Origin of the sequence: Reyranella sp. (assembly GCF_004297405.1) — a bacterium.
Taxonomy (GTDB): Bacteria; Pseudomonadota; Alphaproteobacteria; order Reyranellales; family Reyranellaceae; genus Reyranella.
Window position 1 is genome coordinate 461,354 of the sequence record NZ_SCVC01000021.1, and the last position, 15,264, is coordinate 476,617.

16 protein-coding genes and 1 riboswitch are annotated in these 15,264 nt (G+C 65.7%); of the genes, 15 read left to right on the forward strand and 1 reads right to left on the reverse strand.

Annotation, left to right across the window (positions count from 1 at the left end; translation table 11 throughout):
- The first annotated feature begins 7 nt into the window (after positions 1 to 7).
- Genes cobG through cobJ form a run of 4 tightly spaced genes read left to right on the forward strand, consistent with a single transcriptional unit; the run spans position 8 to position 3,369 of the window.
- A complete protein-coding gene (gene cobG / locus EPO50_RS15870) occupies positions 8 to 1,246 on the forward strand; it encodes a precorrin-3B synthase (RefSeq protein ID WP_296345685.1) in 1,239 nt (412 codons plus the stop codon).
- The gene (locus EPO50_RS15875) at positions 1,239 to 1,871 is read left to right on the forward strand and encodes a precorrin-8X methylmutase (RefSeq protein ID WP_296345688.1); all 633 of its coding nucleotides are present in this window, start codon (positions 1,239 to 1,241) and stop codon (positions 1,869 to 1,871) included. Before cobG ends, EPO50_RS15875 begins: the two co-directional genes overlap by 8 nt.
- A complete protein-coding gene (locus tag EPO50_RS15880; protein WP_296345691.1) occupies positions 1,868 to 2,626 on the forward strand; it encodes a precorrin-2 C(20)-methyltransferase in 759 nt (252 codons plus the stop codon). Before EPO50_RS15875 ends, EPO50_RS15880 begins: the two co-directional genes overlap by 4 nt.
- Positions 2,623 to 3,369, forward strand: coding sequence for a precorrin-3B C(17)-methyltransferase (cobJ, locus tag EPO50_RS15885; protein ID WP_296345692.1), 747 nt, complete (start codon positions 2,623 to 2,625; stop codon positions 3,367 to 3,369). The genes EPO50_RS15880 and cobJ overlap by 4 nt, the downstream gene beginning before the upstream one ends.
- Here the strand turns inward: cobJ and EPO50_RS15890 are convergent.
- Positions 3,339 to 4,094 (reverse strand): cobalt-precorrin-6A reductase, encoded by a 756-nt coding sequence (locus tag EPO50_RS15890; RefSeq protein ID WP_296345694.1) that lies wholly within the window; start codon positions 4,092 to 4,094, stop codon positions 3,339 to 3,341. The two genes, cobJ and EPO50_RS15890, sit on opposite strands and share 31 nt — an antisense overlap.
- Positions 4,095 to 4,108: 14 nt before the next feature.
- Here EPO50_RS15890 and cbiE point away from each other — a divergent pair, with 14 nt between their 5' ends.
- The 11 genes from cbiE (at position 4,109) to EPO50_RS15945 (ending at position 15,217) form a co-directional block, all read left to right on the forward strand.
- Positions 4,109 to 5,350, forward strand: a complete 1,242-nt coding sequence (cbiE, locus tag EPO50_RS15895) for a precorrin-6y C5,15-methyltransferase (decarboxylating) subunit CbiE (RefSeq protein WP_296345696.1) — start codon at positions 4,109 to 4,111, stop codon at positions 5,348 to 5,350.
- Entirely contained in the window at positions 5,329 to 5,730 is a 402-nt protein-coding gene (locus tag EPO50_RS15900) for a cobalamin biosynthesis protein (RefSeq protein ID WP_296345698.1), read from the forward strand. The genes cbiE and EPO50_RS15900 overlap by 22 nt, the downstream gene beginning before the upstream one ends.
- The gene (gene cobM / locus EPO50_RS15905) at positions 5,727 to 6,488 is read left to right on the forward strand and encodes a precorrin-4 C(11)-methyltransferase (RefSeq protein ID WP_296345700.1); all 762 of its coding nucleotides are present in this window, start codon (positions 5,727 to 5,729) and stop codon (positions 6,486 to 6,488) included. The genes EPO50_RS15900 and cobM overlap by 4 nt, the downstream gene beginning before the upstream one ends.
- Positions 6,485 to 7,273 carry a uroporphyrinogen-III C-methyltransferase gene (gene cobA / locus EPO50_RS15910; RefSeq protein ID WP_296345702.1) on the forward strand — a complete coding sequence of 263 codons (789 nt, stop codon included), beginning with the start codon at positions 6,485 to 6,487 and terminating at the stop codon, positions 7,271 to 7,273. Before cobM ends, cobA begins: the two co-directional genes overlap by 4 nt.
- A complete protein-coding gene (locus EPO50_RS15915; RefSeq protein WP_296345704.1) occupies positions 7,270 to 8,592 on the forward strand; it encodes a cobyrinate a,c-diamide synthase in 1,323 nt (440 codons plus the stop codon). The genes cobA and EPO50_RS15915 overlap by 4 nt, the downstream gene beginning before the upstream one ends.
- Positions 8,580 to 9,224 (forward strand): 5,6-dimethylbenzimidazole synthase, encoded by a 645-nt coding sequence (bluB, locus tag EPO50_RS15920; protein WP_296345706.1) that lies wholly within the window; start codon positions 8,580 to 8,582, stop codon positions 9,222 to 9,224. Before EPO50_RS15915 ends, bluB begins: the two co-directional genes overlap by 13 nt.
- 25 nt (positions 9,225 to 9,249) lie before the next feature.
- A riboswitch (cobalamin riboswitch) is annotated at positions 9,250 to 9,454 on the forward strand.
- A gap of 217 nt (positions 9,455 to 9,671) precedes the next feature.
- Positions 9,672 to 10,406: a methyltransferase domain-containing protein gene (locus EPO50_RS15925; RefSeq protein ID WP_296345708.1), complete on the forward strand. Its 735-nt coding sequence runs from the start codon at positions 9,672 to 9,674 to the stop codon at positions 10,404 to 10,406.
- Positions 10,403 to 12,607 carry a TonB-dependent receptor gene (locus EPO50_RS15930; protein WP_296345710.1) on the forward strand — a complete coding sequence of 735 codons (2,205 nt, stop codon included), beginning with the start codon at positions 10,403 to 10,405 and terminating at the stop codon, positions 12,605 to 12,607. The genes EPO50_RS15925 and EPO50_RS15930 overlap by 4 nt, the downstream gene beginning before the upstream one ends.
- A 59-nt stretch (positions 12,608 to 12,666) precedes the next feature.
- Complete coding sequence (locus EPO50_RS15935) at positions 12,667 to 13,500, forward strand: ABC transporter substrate-binding protein (protein ID WP_296345713.1); 834 nt, start codon at positions 12,667 to 12,669, stop codon at positions 13,498 to 13,500.
- Positions 13,497 to 14,477 (forward strand): iron ABC transporter permease, encoded by a 981-nt coding sequence (locus tag EPO50_RS15940; protein ID WP_296345714.1) that lies wholly within the window; start codon positions 13,497 to 13,499, stop codon positions 14,475 to 14,477. Before EPO50_RS15935 ends, EPO50_RS15940 begins: the two co-directional genes overlap by 4 nt.
- A complete protein-coding gene (locus EPO50_RS15945; RefSeq protein WP_296345716.1) occupies positions 14,474 to 15,217 on the forward strand; it encodes an ABC transporter ATP-binding protein in 744 nt (247 codons plus the stop codon). Before EPO50_RS15940 ends, EPO50_RS15945 begins: the two co-directional genes overlap by 4 nt.
- Positions 15,218 to 15,264: the final 47 nt, after the last annotated feature.

Below are 15,264 nucleotides of genomic sequence, written 5' to 3' on the forward strand. Positions count from 1 at the left end.
CCGGACAATGAGCATGGCAGCGGCCATAGAAGCCAGAAGCGACGTAAAGGGATGGTGCCCCGGCGTTCTGCGACCGATGCAGAGCGGCGACGGGCTGATCGTGCGCGTGCGTCCGCGCACCGGCGTCTTTTCGCTCGACGAGGCGCGGGCCCTGGCCGATCTCGCCGAGCGGTTGGGCAACGGCCATATCGACTTGACGCGCCGCGCCAATCTGCAGATCCGCGGCCTCGAGGAAGAGGCTCTGGCCGAGCTGCAGGCCGAACTCGGCCGCCTGGGGCTCGTCGACAGCGATGCCGAAACGGAAGCTGTGCGTAACGTCATGGTGGCGCCGCTTGCCGGTGTCGGATCGGACGTGCGCAGGATCGCGATCGCCGTCGAAGCGCTGCTCGCCGGCGACCGGCGCTTGCTCGACCTCCCGACGAAGTTCGGCCTGTCGATCGACGATGGTGGCCCGGTTTCCATCGCGGGCGAGCGTGCCGATATCTGCCTGCGTGCTGTTGGCAAAAACTTCGCCGTCGGCCTCGATACACGCGAGGGTACGCGTTGGCTGGGAGCGTGTGCGCCGGACGCGGCGGTGACTGTGGTTTCGACGGTGATGCATGCCTTTCTCGACTGCGCACCGCACCGCCGCTTGCGCGATTTAGCGGGAGTGGATCAGGCTCGGGTGCAAGCGGCCGTGTCGCCATTGCTCTCAAAGCTGCCATCCTTCGAGACGACCGGCGGCCGCGTTCTCGGTCTCGTTCAGGGCGGCGCCGGCATTGCCGCACCGTTCGGGCGTCTCGAGGCGATCCAGCTCCACCGTCTTGCCGATCTCGCAGCAACAGCGGGCGCACGTGAATTGCGCCTGTCGCCGTGGCGCACGCTCTACATGGCGGTCCGCGATGATGCAGCAGGACGCGCTCTGCTGGACGGCGCGGAGACAATTGGCCTGATCGTGCGCGACGACGATCCCATCCTGCGGATCGAAGCCTGTCCCGGCGCACCGGATTGCACGTCGAGCAGCGTCGATGCGCGCGGCGATGCACGGCGCATGGCCAGGCTTGCCTCGGCAAAAGGCTTCACAGGCTCCATCCATGTCTCGGGCTGCGCCAAGGGATGCGCGCGGTCGGCGCCGTCGGACCTCGTGCTGGTGGGCAATGCCGGTCGGTATCAAGTGATACGTCATGCGACGACGCGAGGACCGGTCGAACGGCTGGTCGATGCCGACGATCTCGAGTCGATATTCTCGGAGGCATTCTGTGGCTGAGCCACGCGACTACGTTCGGGACGGCGCGGAAATCTATCGCCGCTCCTTCGCGATCATTCGTGCTGAAGCGGACCTCGGCCGCTTCGATGCCGTCGAGGAGCGCGTCGCGGTGCGCATCATCCATGCCTGCGGCATGCCGGAGATCGTGCGCGATATCGCGATGTCCGAGGCCTTCGCCCGGGACGCACGGCAGGCCCTACGAGACGGTGCGCCCATCCTGTGCGACGCCAAGATGGTGGCCAACGGCATCACGCGCTCGCGCCTCCCTGCCCAAAACGACGTTGTCTGCACCCTCGACGATCCTACAGTGCCGGAGTTGGCGCGGAAGATTGGCAACACGCGCTCGGCCGCAGCGATGGAGTTGTGGCGTGACCGCCTGGCCGGCGCCGTCGTTGCGATCGGCAACGCGCCAACATCGTTGTTTCGCCTCCTCGAAATGCTCGACGCCGGCGCCCCTAAGCCCGCGGCCGTGATCGGCCTGCCGGTAGGCTTCGTCGGTGCGATGGAATCCAAGGAAGCGCTGGCGGCTGATGGTCGCGTGCCGTTCCTGATCGTGCGCGGCCGCAAAGGCGGCAGCGCTATGGCCGTGGCTGCCGTCAACGCGCTCGCCAGCGATATCGAATGACAAGCCTCGACAGTCTCGCCGGTACTGCCAAAGCCGGCACGCTCTATGGCATTGGGGTCGGGCCGGGTGACGTACGCTATCTCACCTTGCGCGCCGCCGGACTGGTGCGCGCGGTCGATATCGTCGCGTTCTTCGCCAAGAAGGGCTCGCAGGGTAACGCCCGGCGCATCGTGGCGCCCTTGATGGGTGAGGGACGGACCGAACTGCGGCTGGAATATCCCGTCACGGATGAGATCCCGGCCGAGCATCCCGACTATCAGAGCCTGATCGCGGGTTTCTATCGCGAGTCGGCGGAGCGGCTGGCGTCGCTTCTGAAACAAGGCCGATCGATCGGCCTGATCGCCGAGGGCGATCCGTTCTTCTACGGCTCCTTCATGCATATGTGGCGGCGGCTGGCGGCGGATTTCCCGGTCGAGGTCGTGCCAGGCGTCACTGGAATGTCCGGCTGCTGGACGCGCGCCAATCTGCCGATCACCTGGGGCAATGACACGCTCGCCGTGTTACCGGGGACGCTCGAGGAGACGCAACTTACCAATCGCCTGCGTCTGACCGACGCCGCGGTGATCATGAAAGTGGGCCGCAACCTGGGAAAGGTGCGACGCGCCGTCGAGGCGGCCGGCCTGCTGTCGCGCGCCGTCTATGTCGAGCGCGGCACCATGCAGGAAGAACGCATCCTGCCGCTGGCCGAGTGTGGTGAGCCCGCTGGCGCCTATTTCGCGATGATCCTGATTCCCGGCCAAGGGAGAGCGTTGTGACCGGCTCGCTCGTCGTGGTCGGCACCGGGCCGGGCAAGGCAGACCTCATGACACCGGCTACGCGCGCCGCCCTCAATCGCGCCACCGATCTCGTTGGCTATGGACCCTATCTCGATCGCGTTCCGGCGATCCGCGCCGATCAATGCCGCCACGCTTCGGATAATCGTGTCGAACTCGACCGTGCGCGTCACGCGCTGGAACTGGCCGCGGCGGGCCGGCAGGTCGTGGTGGTATCTGGCGGCGATCCCGGCGTCTTCGCCATGGCGGCGGCCGTGTTCGAGGCCGTCGAGGCTGGCGATCCGGCGTGGCGGACGCTCGACATCAAGGTCGAGCCCGGCGTGACGGCCATGCTGGCGGCGGCGGCGGAAGTCGGCGCACCCCTCGGCGGCGATTTCTGCGCGATCTCGCTGTCCGACAATCTCAAGGGGTGGACGACCATCGAACGGCGTCTGGCGGCGGCGGCCGAAGGCGATTTTGTGATCGCGCTCTACAATCCCGCCTCCAAGGCGCGGCCGCATCAGCTCGGCCAGGCTTTCGATCTGCTGCGCAAGCTGAAGGATGCCGCCACGCCGGTGCTGTTCGTGCGGGCGGCGGGCACAGCCGAGGCCAAGGTCGTGGCAACGACGCTCGGTGCAGCCGATGCATCCGTGGCGGATATGCGGACGCTGGTGATCATCGGCGCCAGCACCACGCGGCAGGTCGGCCGCTGGATCTACACGCCGCGCAGCGAGCGCCGCACATGATCGAGCCACTGAACGGCCTGCGCCGGACTGGTCACGACATGGCCAGCAGGCTTGTCAGGTCGCGCGATCATGATCACCGGCAGGCCGAGGGTGCGGGCCGCGGCGATCTTGGCGTAAGTCGGGTCACCACCGGCATTCTTGGAGACCACCACGTCGATCCGCTCATCGCGCATCAGCGCCGTTTCGGCCGCGAGGTCGAATGGTCCGCGTGCCTGAAGCAGCACCAAGTCGGGCGGCAAGCGTTCACCTTTGGGTGCATCGATCAGGCGCGCCAGATAGTGGTGCTGCGGCGCGGACGCGAAGACGGGAAGCTCCTGGCGGCCGATGGTGAGGAACACGCGACGCGGAGGTTCCCCCAAGACCATCGCGGCGCTTTCGGTGTTCGACACATGCTGCCAGCGATCGCCAGCTTGTTCGGTCCAGGGCGCGCGCGTCAGCGACGCAAGCGGCAGGCCGGTCTGTCGGCAGGCGGCAACGGCATGCGCCGACATCTGCGCGGCATAGGGGTGCGTGGCGTCGACAACCGTCTCGATCTTTTCGGCTTCGAGATAGCGCACCAGACCTTCGACACCGCCAAAGCCGCCGATCCGCGTCGGCAGCGGCTGAGCGGCGGGCGCCGATGTGCGGCCAGCCAGCGACAGAGTCGCCTCGAAGTGGGTGCCGTTGGCGAGCTGCCGGGCAAGCGACGCGGCTTCTGTGGTGCCGCCGAGAATGAGAACGCGCATTGCAGGATCGATCGATGACGGCTGAGGGCGCAACCTGCCCGGCGACGCGCTGGCTGTCCATTGTCGGGATCGGTGAGGATGGCGTGGCCGGTCTGTCGCCAGTCGCGCGGCAGCTCATCTCCTCGGCCGAACTTGTGCTTGGCGGCAAGCGTCACCTTGCCCTGGCAGGCGAGTTGATCCGTGGCCGCCAGGTGTCCTGGCCGAGTCCGATCGGCAAGGTGTTGCCCGAAATCGAAAAGCAGCGCGGTCGGCCCGTGGCGGTGCTGGCCAGCGGCGATCCGTTTCATTACGGCGTCGGCGACATGCTGATGCGCTCGATTGCCGTCGAGGAAACGATCTGCCTGCCGCATCCCTCGTCTTTCAGCTTGGCTGCCTCGCGGCTCGGCTGGTCGCTGCAGGACGTGACCCCCGTGAGCCTGCATGGGCGGGCCCTGGAGCATGTCGTGCGCCATCTTCAGCCCAGGGCGCGTCTCCTGGCGTTGTCGTGGGATGGCGGAACGCCGGCGAAGCTTGCGGCGCTTTTAGTGGCGCGTGGCATGGGGGCCTCGACGCTGACGGTGCTGGAGTCACTCGGCGGACCCAAGGAACGCGTGCGGACGACGACGGCTGACGCCTTCGCCTTCACCGACGTCGTGCCCCTCAACATCATTGCTCTCGACGTCGTCGCCTCGGCGGAGGCGCAAGTCGTGACCCTGGCGCCTGGCCTCGACGATGCGCTGTTCGAGCACGATGGCCAGCTCACCAAACGTGACATCCGCGCCGTGACGCTCTCGTCGCTGGCGCCCCGACAGGGCGAGCTTCTTTGGGATGTCGGACTGGGCGCGGGCTCCATCGCCATCGAATGGCTGCTGCGTCATCCCTCGATGCGCGCGATTGGCATCGAGGAGGGTGCGGAGCGAGCCGCTCGTGCTGCCCGTAATGCTGCAGCACTCGGCACACCCGACCTGCAGATCGTGCGGGGCGCCGCACCGGAGGCCTTTGCAGGATTGCCGACACCCGATGCGATCTTTGTCGGCGGTGGCCTCTCCGATCCCGGCCTGCTCGACGCCGCCTGGACTGCCCTGAAACCCGGCGGGCGTCTGGTAGCCAATGCTGTGTCGCTGCAGTCGGAGGCGCGGCTGATCGACTGCTTCCAGAAGCATGGTGGCGAGATCACGCGGCTGCAGGTCGCCAAAGCTGGCCACGCCGGCGCCGGCAATGTCTTCGTCTGGCGTCACGCAACTCCCGTCACCCAGTGGCGGGCGAGGAAGCCATGATCGTGGCGGGTGTGGGATGCCGGCGAGATACGTCAGCCGACGAAATCGAGCGGGTCGTGCGCATGGCGCTCGGTATGTTCGACCTTGCTGTCGAACGGCTGGACGCCATTGCCACCGAGTCGGAGAAGGCGAGGGAGCCTGCGTTTCCAGAGGCGGCACAGCGGCTCTCGGTGAAGCTGGTCGCCTGCACGGCGCTCGATCTCGACAAGGTTGCAGGCCGCGTGCTCACGCGATCCAAACTCGTGCTGGAAGCCAAGGGGCTGCCGTCGATCGCGGAGGCGTCGGCGCTCGTAGTGGCAGGCCGTGAAGGTCGGCTGCTCGGCACACGCGTCGCCACGGAGCGCGCGACCTGCGCCATTGCTATTGGAGAAGGACGTTGACTGTTCATTTCATCGGGGCGGGCCCAGGTGCTCCCGACCTGATCACGGTGCGTGGCCGTGACCTGATCGCGCGCTGCCCGGTTTGCCTCTACGCCGGTTCGCTGGTGCCGCAGGCGCTGCTCGATCATTGCCCGCCGGGAGCGGAGATCGTCGATACCGCGCCGATGTCGCTCGATGAGATCGTGGCGGCGTGCCGTGCGGCCACCAAGCAGGGGCGTGACGTGGCGCGGCTCCACTCGGGCGATCTCTCGGTCTGGAGCGCGCTCGGTGAGCAGCTCCGCCGCCTGGACGAAGAGGGCATTCCTTACACGATCACGCCGGGCGTGCCGTCCTTTGCCGCCGCCGCCGCTGCGCTCGGCCAGGAGCTTACCTTGCCGGAGCTTGCGCAGTCGGTGGTGCTGACGCGCACCTCGGGCCGTGCATCGGCCATGCCGCCGAGTGAAGCCCTGCAGGCGTTCGGCGCGACGGGCGCGACCTTGGCGATCCATCTTTCGATCCATGTGCTCGACAAGGTCGTGGCCGAACTGGTGCCACACTACGGCGCCGACTGTCCGGCCGCTGTGGTCTACCGCGCGAGCTGGCCGGATGAGCGCATCATTCGCGCCACCCTGGGCACCATCGCCGCTGAGGTGGCCAAGAACCCGATCGAGCGCACGGCGTTGATCGTGGTCGGCAAGGTCCTGGGCGCGCGCGACTTCCGCAACAGCGCGCTCTACGACGCCGCCTATCAGCGCCGTTTCCGTGGTCGTGGCGTATGATCCTCGACGATTTCCCCGATCTTCCCGATTTCCCGGCAAGCGAAGTGTGGCTGGCCGGTGCCGGTCCCGGCGATCCGCGCCTGCTCACGGTCCTGGCCTGGCATGCTGTGTCGAAGGCCGACGATATCGTCCACGACGCGCTGGTCGATGCGCGAGTTCTGAAGCTCGCGCGAACGGACGCAGAGTTCATCAAGGTCGGCAAGCGCGGTGGACGGCCATCCCCGCACCAGCGCGATATCAATGAAATCCTGATTGAGCGGGCGCGCCTTGGACGTCGCGTGCTGCGTTTGAAAGGCGGCGATCCTTTCGTTTTCGGACGTGGCTGGGACGAGGCGTTGGCGCTCCACGCAGCGGGTATTCGCTTTCGCGTGATTCCGGGCCTTACCTCTGGCCTCGCCGGCACGGCTCTTGTCGGTATTCCTGCGACCTCGCGCGACACCAACCACGCCGTGGTACTGGCGGCGGGCCATCGCGCCGAGGATGGCCGCTCTGCCGCCGATTGGGAGGCACTGGCGCGGCTTGGCCAGCCGCTCATCCTCTACATGCCGATGGCACAGTTGCCGGAGATCGCAGCCGCCCTGGCGCGAGGCGGGCTTTCCGCCGGCACGCCGGCCGCTCTCATTCAATCCGCGACGACCGGCGCCGAGCGAGTCGTCGAAAGCACGTTGGGCACGCTTGCCGCCGATGCTTCGCGCGAGGGCATTGGCTCGCCCTCTATTGTTGTCATTGGCGCCATTGCAGGTTTGCGCAAGGAGCTCCTGTCGTCGATGGTCGGCTGGCAATGAGCGGTGGCCCGCGCGGCTTCATCGTTGCTGCCGCCCGGTCCGGCGCGGGCAAGACCGTCATCGCGTTGGGCCTGATGCGCGCGCTCGCCCGCCGCGGCCATGTCGTGCAGACCTTCAAGTGTGGCCCCGATTATATCGACCCCGCCTTCCATGGCGTGGCGGCGGGCAAGCCCAGCTTCAATCTCGATACCTGGTCGATGGCGCCGCCGACGCTCGCGGGGTTGGTGCAGCGCCACGCCGCCGACCTGGTCGTGGTCGAGGGGGTGATGGGCCTGTTCGACGGCGTCGCGTCTGTCGGCCAGACCGCACGCGGTGCAACGGCCGATCTTGCAGCATTGACGGGCTGGCCGATCGTGCTGGTCCTCGATGTATCGGGGCAGGCGGAGACCGCCGCGGCTGTCGCTACCGGCTTGGCGCGCTATCGCGATGACATCACCGTGGCCGGCATCATCCTCAATCGCGTGGCCAGTCCCCGGCATCTCGCCACGATCGCGCCGTCGCTGGAGCGCGAAGGCTTGAAGCTCTTCGGCGCCATCGCGACCAACAATCGTTTCGCTCTGCCCGAACGCCATCTCGGTCTGGTGCAGGCTGTCGAGATGGCCGACGTTCCCCAACGCCTCGACGTGCTTGCCGACACTGTCGAGGCTTCGCTCGATCTCCCTGCCATCGAGGCCGCCGCACGACCGGCTACACTGCCCGCAGCAGGCAGCACCGCAGGACTATCGCCGCCGGGGCAGCGGATTGCGTTGGCGCAGGATCGCGCCTTCACCTTCATGTATCCGCATCTGCTCGAGAGCTGGCGCATGGCTGGCGCCGAGATCGTGCCCTTCTCGCCATTAGCCGACGAGGCGCCCGACGCCAGCGCTGACGCCGTGTGGTTGCCCGGTGGCTATCCCGAGCTTCATGCAGGCACTTTGGCGGCCGCCAATCGGTTCATGGACGGTCTGCGCGCGCACGCGGCCAGGTCGGTGCCCATCCATGGCGAATGCGGCGGCTACATGGTGCTGGGGCAGGGGCTCGAAGATGCCGGCGGCGTGCATCATGCGATGGCGGGGTTACTGCGGCTCGAATCGTCCTTCGCCAAGCGACGACTCCATCTCGGCTATCGCCGTGCGAAGCTTCTGGCCGATAATGTCTTGGGAAATGCCGGAACCGAGATCGCGGGACATGAGTTCCATTATGCCAGCATCCAGTCGGTGGGTGATGAACCATTGGTCGACTGCCGCGATGCAACGGGTGGTGCCGTTGCTGAAGCGGGGGCCCGCCGTCGTTCGGTGAGTGGCACTTTCTTTCACGCAATCGATAGATGGCAGACATGACACCCGACTTCGACGCCGCCTTTCGTAAGGAGTTTCGCGATCTCGTTCTGTGGCGGCGCGATGTGCGACGCTTCCGCACCGATCCGGTGGCGCGCGAGCGGATCGACGGCTTGCTCGAAATCGCAAGCCATGCGCCGTCGGTCGGGCTCAGCCAGCCCTGGCGGTTCGTCCATGTCGATTCACCTGATCGTCGGCGCGCCGTAGTCGAGAGCTTCACGCAAGCCAACGAGAAGGCATTGGCTGGTTATGCCGGTGAGAAGCACGCGATCTATGCCGGCTTGAAGCTCGCCGGGCTGAAGGAAGCCCCCGTGCATCTTGCTGTCTTTTCCGACGATGGCACCCATAGCGGCAGCGGGCTCGGTCAACAGACCATGCCGGAGACCTTGCACTACTCGGTCGTCGCGGCGATCCAGACACTGTGGCTCGCCGCGCGCGCCGACGGCATCGGCATGGGCTGGGTTTCGATTCTCGATCCCAAAGCTGTGACGCGCGTACTCGACGTGCCGGCCGGCTGGAGCCTCGTCGCCTATCTCTGTCTTGGCTTTCCGGCTGAGGAGCATCTCGATCCCGAACTGGAGCGGCACCACTGGGAGGTACGCAGCGACCTCAAGGACGTCGTGTTCACACGCTGACGCCTTGACGCATTTCAGCTCCACTGCCAGAACAGTCGGCGGTGGTTCCCGCAAGGGATCAATAGGGAATGCGGTGCGTTCGCTTCGGCGAGCAATTCCGTGGCTGCCCCCGCAACTGTGAGCGGCGAGCTTTCGACCAAGATGCCACTGGGCACCGTGAGGTTCCTGGGAAGGCGGGCGAAGGCTGCGACCCGCAAGCCAGGAGACCTGCCACCAGCCGCGGTCACGCGCGAACGCATTGGGCGGGGTGTTCCGATGTAGCAACCGATCTGTCGTCGGCCGCCTGAAGCGGCACGACACGGGAAGGCTACGGTTCGCAGTGACGTCGAGACGTACGCCGCGAGTCTGACGTGACGAATTTATGCTTCACCACAAGCGCTTACTCATCGCCATTTGTGATTTCGAGTGATAGTTATGTTATAACATAACATACTAGAAGTTTCGTAAATGCACGCTGAAATCACTCTCGACCCGCTTGAGCTTTATGCGTCGGCGATCGACGCGTCGGACTACGTGCCAAAGATCGCGCCGCTGGTGCGTCGCATGGTGCCCACGGTCGGCGAGCTGCTCGATGTCGGCGCCGGCGGCGGCCAGCTTGGCGCGGCTCTGCGTGATCCGGCGCTGCCATGGACGGCCGTCGAACCGTCACCGACAATGCGTCGTCGTCTTGTGCGTTTGAAGAACCCGCCGCGCGTCGTCGAGGCCGGCTGGGCAGAGGCGGATGTCGCCACCGCTGCACACGACACGGTGCTCGCAGCGACCATGCCGGCGTTCTTCGAACAGCCCGAAGCCTTTCTCGCGCGCTGCCGGGCTTGGGCTCGCAACACCATCGTCTGGGTCGTGCCGGCGCATGCTGGCCCCAAGGGCCTATGCTTCGCGGGATGCCTGCCGTCGGAGTGGCATCGCGAGGACGAGACGCCCGGCATCGATATCGTGATGCGGGGATTGTCATCAGCGTCGCGGCCGCAGGAAGCGGCCTTCGTCGATTGGACGTTCACGGGCATCGTATCCGACCTCGACCAGCTCGCGCATTGGATGGCCACCCGTCTCGGTTGGTCCGGCGCCGATGAACGCCGCACCCTTCTGCATGCGCACCTCGCCAGCAAGGCTAAGCGCACCAGCCAGGGCTTTCGTCTCGACATTTTCAGAAGAACTGCCGTTCTTGTTTGGGGGAATAAATGAACCGGCTCTATGCCTCGCTCGTCTGGGGGAGCATTGCCTTCACCTCGGTCCCGTCCATCGCCCAGGATCAGTCGCAAGGGCAGGCGCCGACGCCAGCACCGGCGAAGGACGCCACGCATACGCTGCCTGAAGGCTTCATCACCGCGACCGGCCGCTACGAGCCGATCAATCGCATTGCCGGCACGGTGCAGATCATCCACCAGGATCGCATCGAGAAGTCGACAGCGCGTTCGGTCGCCGAACTCCTGTCGGAAAACGCCGTGGGCTTCATGAGCGAATGGACGCCCGGTCAGACCTCGATCAATATCCGTGGCGCGCAGACCGAGGGCCAGGGCCGCGATTTCCGCAGCCAGGTGCTCGTGTTGATCAATGGCCATCGCGCTGGCACGGCCAACGTCTCCAAACTGTCGAATGCTGATATCCAGCGCATCGAGATCGTGCGTGGACCCAGCTCCGTGGTCTACGGCAGCCAGAACATGGGCGGTGTCATCAACATCATCCTTAAGAATGGCCGCACCGCACCCGGTGGTTTCATCGAGGGCTCCGCCGGCTCCTGGGATCTCTTCGAAGGCCAAGGCCAGTATGGCGGTGTCACGAAGGGCGGCTTCGACTATTACGGTGGCGTTGCGTCGAGCACGCGCAACAACTACGCCATTCCCGGCGGCAAGTCTGAAGAGAACACGGCCTGGACCCGCTTCAGCGCCACCGGTGCATTCGGCTATCAGATCAACGAAAACAACCGCATCGACATGACGGCGCGCACGGACGGCATCTACAATGCCGGCTTCCGTGGTTCGGCGGCCAACATCTTCGCCTTCGATACCCGCACCAATGCGTCTTTCGATATCAGCATCACCGGCAACACGCCGGACAAGGTGGCCAACTATTTCTTCCAGGCCTACTACGTCAACGATGTCGACGCGCTGAACAATCCCTCACCGCTGAGCGCCCTCAACACCATCCCGAACCGGACCTTTACCGACTACAACCGGCGCCAGCTCGACGTCGTGGGAACGCGCTTCCAGCCGAGCTTCAATGTTTGGAAAGGCAACCAGCTTCTGGTCGGCGTCGACTGGGAAAGAAGCTGGCTGCGGTCCGACCGCAACCGGGTGGGTGGCGCGGCGGTGACGCAGACCTCGCCGCAGGACAACAACCAGACGGACAACGTCTTCGCCTTCTACCTGGAAGACTCGCAGAGCCTGATCGATGACCGTCTCGTCGTACGTGGCGGCATCCGTCAGACCTTTGGCACGACGGCGCTCGACTGGACGCCCTATTCGCCGACCTTGATCGCCGGCAGCACCAACTACCAGGTCACGACTTGGATGGCCGGAGCGACGTTCCAGGCGACCGACTGGCTGGGCTTCCGCGCGGGCGCTTCGACGGGCTTCCGCGCCCCGACGGCTACCGAACTCGGCGCCAACTTCACGATCACGCCAATTGGCACGACGATCTTCGGCAATCCCGGACTGAGCGCGGAAACCGCTCAGCAGATGGAGGCGGGGACCACCCTCACCTGGGATGGTGGCCGCTTCGATGCCGTGGTGTTCCAGAACACGATTGCCAATCGCATCTCGGCGGTTACGGCCTCCTCTGTCGGCGGCCGCACGATCCAGATCTATCAGAACAATCCGGCCAACATCGTGGTCCAGGGCCTCGAGTTCCAGGCTGAGGCCGACCTGGTGAGAAGCTTCAAGCTGCCCTTCGAGGAGAGCTGGAACTGGAAGGTCTTCGGCAACGGCTACTACAACTTCAAGATGGTCGACTATGGTGCGCCGGCGGCGGCTGGCTCCAACATGGCCACGCGCATCAACCAGTACGGTATGGATATCGGCACGCAGTTCGGCCAGACCGGCACCAGAATACCCTGGAACTTCCAGCTTCTCGGCATTCTGCGCGGTCCGATGTGGTACAACACCGAGGAGAGCCTTTCCCCGGTTTTCTTCCCGGGCCAGATCCGCAGCACGACGGTCTATCAGAAGGATCCGTTCTGGATCTGGAAGATGCGCGGCGAGGTCGAGGTCTACAGGGGCGTGAAAATCTTCGCCGCGGTGAACAACATCTTCAACGTGAACGCTCATCCGATCTTCATCGCCCAGGACCAGGTCCCGTGCGTGGCCATTCAGGCCAACCAGAACGGCGCCTGCGGCACCTCGCTGGCCGGCCGTGAGTTCATCATGGGCTTCCAGTTCCGGTTCTGATGCGGAGGGCAGGGCTTGCGCTTCTGGTGACAGCGTTCGCACTCTCGAGTGCGAACGCTGTGGCGGAACCCATAACGGTCCGCGATGCGTTCGGTCGTGAAGTCACCGTACCGTCGCCACCGCAGCGTATCGTGACGATCTTCGCCTCCAACACCGAAATGGTGGCAGCGCTCGGTCTTGCCAATCGAATCGTCGGCATCGAGGCCTTTACGCGGTTTCCGCCCGAGGTGTTGGGCAAGCCACTGGTTGGTGGCCGACTCGGCTTCTCGGTGGATGCCGTAGTCGACCGCAAGCCTGATCTCGTGGTGGTGACGCCGGCTCGCCAGGCCGCCAACCAGCTCGTCGAACCGATGGAACGGCTCGGCATTCCGGTGCTGGTACTGCTGCATCGTCGCGTGCCGGAAATTCTCGATAACATCCGGCTGCTCGGGAAAATATGTGGCGTGCCGGAGCGTGGCGAAGCGCTGGCGGCGGAACTGCAGGCCAGGCTCGACAAGGTCAAGAAGCAGGTCGAAGGCTTGCCGCGGCCGAGCGTGGTGATGATCACCGGCCGATTGGGCAACGGCCTGCTGTTGATCGCCCGCCCCGGCACCTACACGGGGGATGCCGTGCTGATGGCCGGCGGCCGTTTCGCGTTGGACAGCGGCGCTATTGCGCAGATTTCTCCCGAGGCGGTGCTGAAATCCGATCCCGACGTGCTGTTGTTCGCTGGCAGCGACAAGGACCTGAAAGAGCTGATCGCTCGGCCGGGCTGGGCCGATATGCGCGCGGTTCGTGGCGGTCGGGCCTTCACCGTTGTCCGCGCCGAGTTGCTGATCCCCGGACCGCGTACGATTGCCGGTGTGGAGAAGCTTGCGGCGGTGCTGCATCCGCTGGCGACGGTCAAGCAATGAGGGTTTGGGCGTCTCTCGCTCTGGCGCTTTTGCTGGCGATCATCGTCGCTGCTTGCGCCGGTCATGACTGGGCTTCGCCGGGAGACGTGCTTCGGGCGATCGCTGGCGATCCATCGCTCGGGGCGCGCTTGCTGGTCGAGTGGCGCATTCCGCGCGTGCTGGCCGCCGCCTTGGTCGGGGCTCTATTGGGGTTGGGCGGCACGGTTTTCCAAGGTGTCTTTCGTAACCCATTGGCCGAACCCTATCTGCTGGGCTCGGCTGGCGGTGCGGCGCTGGGCGCCACGTTGGCGCTGCTGGTGCCGCTCGCCGTGCCGCAGTCGCTGCTCCTACCGGTACTCGCTTTTGCCGGTGCCTGGGGCGCTACGATCCTGGTGATCGGCATCTCGCGCGTCTCCGGCGCGGTCGATGCCGCCGGCATGTTGCTGGCAGGTGTCGCCATGGCTGCGATCCTGGGAGCTTTGCGCTCTTTCCTCATGCTGGCGCTCTCGGACGAGACGGTGAGCCTGCAGATCGTGCTGAGTTGGGTGCTGGGTGGTGTGCAGACTCCGAGCTGGCCTGTGCTGGGCCTGATGGCGGCGATCTCGGCGGCCTGCCTCGGCCTCACTCTCGTGCTGGCGCGCAACCTCGACATACTGGGGCTCGGCGAGACCATGGCGACGTCGTTCGGGCTCAACGTGACCCGTTTCGTCATGCTGGCGGTGCTGGCAGGGTCGGTCGTGGTCGCTGCCGCCGTGGCGTTCGGTGGTCTCGTGGCCTTCGTGGGCCTTGCCTCGCCTCATATTGCGCGCTGGCTGGTGGGGCCGCTGCATCGGCCCTTGCTGCCGGCTTCGGCTCTGGTGGGTGCCATCGTCGTCACCGTGGCCGATGCTATCGCACGGTCGGCTCTGCCGCCGGCGGAGATTCCGCTCGGCCTCGTGACCGCAGTCGCGGGCGGGCCGTTCTTCATTCTGCTGCTGGCTCGCAGGTTGCGCACATGACCGCGCTCGTCGCTGACAAGCTCACGGTGAAGCGCGGGAATGCCACTTTGCTCGATGGCCTGTCGCTGTCCTTGGGGCCGACCGGGTCCATTGCCGTCATCGGCCCCAATGGTGCGGGCAAATCGACTCTGCTGAAGGTGATGGCGGGCATCGAGACGCCGACCTCTGGCCGGATACTGTTGGGTGACCGCGACCTCGCCTCGCTTTCGCATGCGGCGCGCGCCCATGCGCTGGGATTCGTGCCGCAGCATTTCGATCCGCACTGGGATTTGAGCGTCGGCGAGTTGGTGCGGCTGGGGGCGGAACGCGGCGAAAGGGTGCCGCAGGAGGCTGTCGACAGGACCATCGCCGCCTTCGAACTCTCGGGGTTGGGGCATCGACGCTGGTCGACCCTGTCGGGTGGTGAGCGGGCACGGGTGCTGCTGGCAATGGTGCTGGTCGTCGATCCGCCGGTGTTGCTGGCGGATGAGCCCGCGGCCAGTCTCGATATTCGTCATCGGCTGGACGTGATCCAGGCCTTGGCCGCGCGCGGCCGCGATCGTCTCTCGATCGTGGTCGTGCACGATCTTGATCTCGCCTTCAGCTTCTTCGACCGCATCGTGCTGGTCGACCGCGGGACGGTCGTGGCCGATGCGCCGGCGCAAGCCCTGCTCGACGATCCGCAACTCGATGCCGTATTCGGTGTTCGGTTCGAGCGACTACAGACCGATGACGGCTGGCTGCTGCGCGCCCGCCTTTGACAGAACGAGATCGACGGGCATTATTGCCGGCCATCATTGGAGGGCGC

Coding starts and splice junctions, on each gene's coding strand:
- EPO50_RS15930 (WP_296345710.1), top strand. CDS start 10,403: ATGAACCGGCTCTATGCCTCGCTCGTCTGGGGGAGCATTGCCTTCACC.
- EPO50_RS15880 (WP_296345691.1), top strand. CDS start 1,868: ATGACAAGCCTCGACAGTCTCGCCGGTACTGCCAAAGCCGGCACGCTC.
- EPO50_RS15945 (WP_296345716.1), top strand. CDS start 14,474: ATGACCGCGCTCGTCGCTGACAAGCTCACGGTGAAGCGCGGGAATGCC.
- cbiE (WP_296345696.1), top strand. CDS start 4,109: ATGACGGCTGAGGGCGCAACCTGCCCGGCGACGCGCTGGCTGTCCATT.
- EPO50_RS15940 (WP_296345714.1), top strand. CDS start 13,497: ATGAGGGTTTGGGCGTCTCTCGCTCTGGCGCTTTTGCTGGCGATCATC.
- bluB (WP_296345706.1), top strand. CDS start 8,580: ATGGCAGACATGACACCCGACTTCGACGCCGCCTTTCGTAAGGAGTTT.
- EPO50_RS15925 (WP_296345708.1), top strand. CDS start 9,672: ATGCACGCTGAAATCACTCTCGACCCGCTTGAGCTTTATGCGTCGGCG.
- EPO50_RS15915 (WP_296345704.1), top strand. CDS start 7,270: ATGAGCGGTGGCCCGCGCGGCTTCATCGTTGCTGCCGCCCGGTCCGGC.
- EPO50_RS15890 (WP_296345694.1), bottom strand. CDS start 4,094: ATGCGCGTTCTCATTCTCGGCGGCACCACAGAAGCCGCGTCGCTTGCC.
- cobA (WP_296345702.1), top strand. CDS start 6,485: ATGATCCTCGACGATTTCCCCGATCTTCCCGATTTCCCGGCAAGCGAA.
- cobG (WP_296345685.1), top strand. CDS start 8: ATGAGCATGGCAGCGGCCATAGAAGCCAGAAGCGACGTAAAGGGATGG.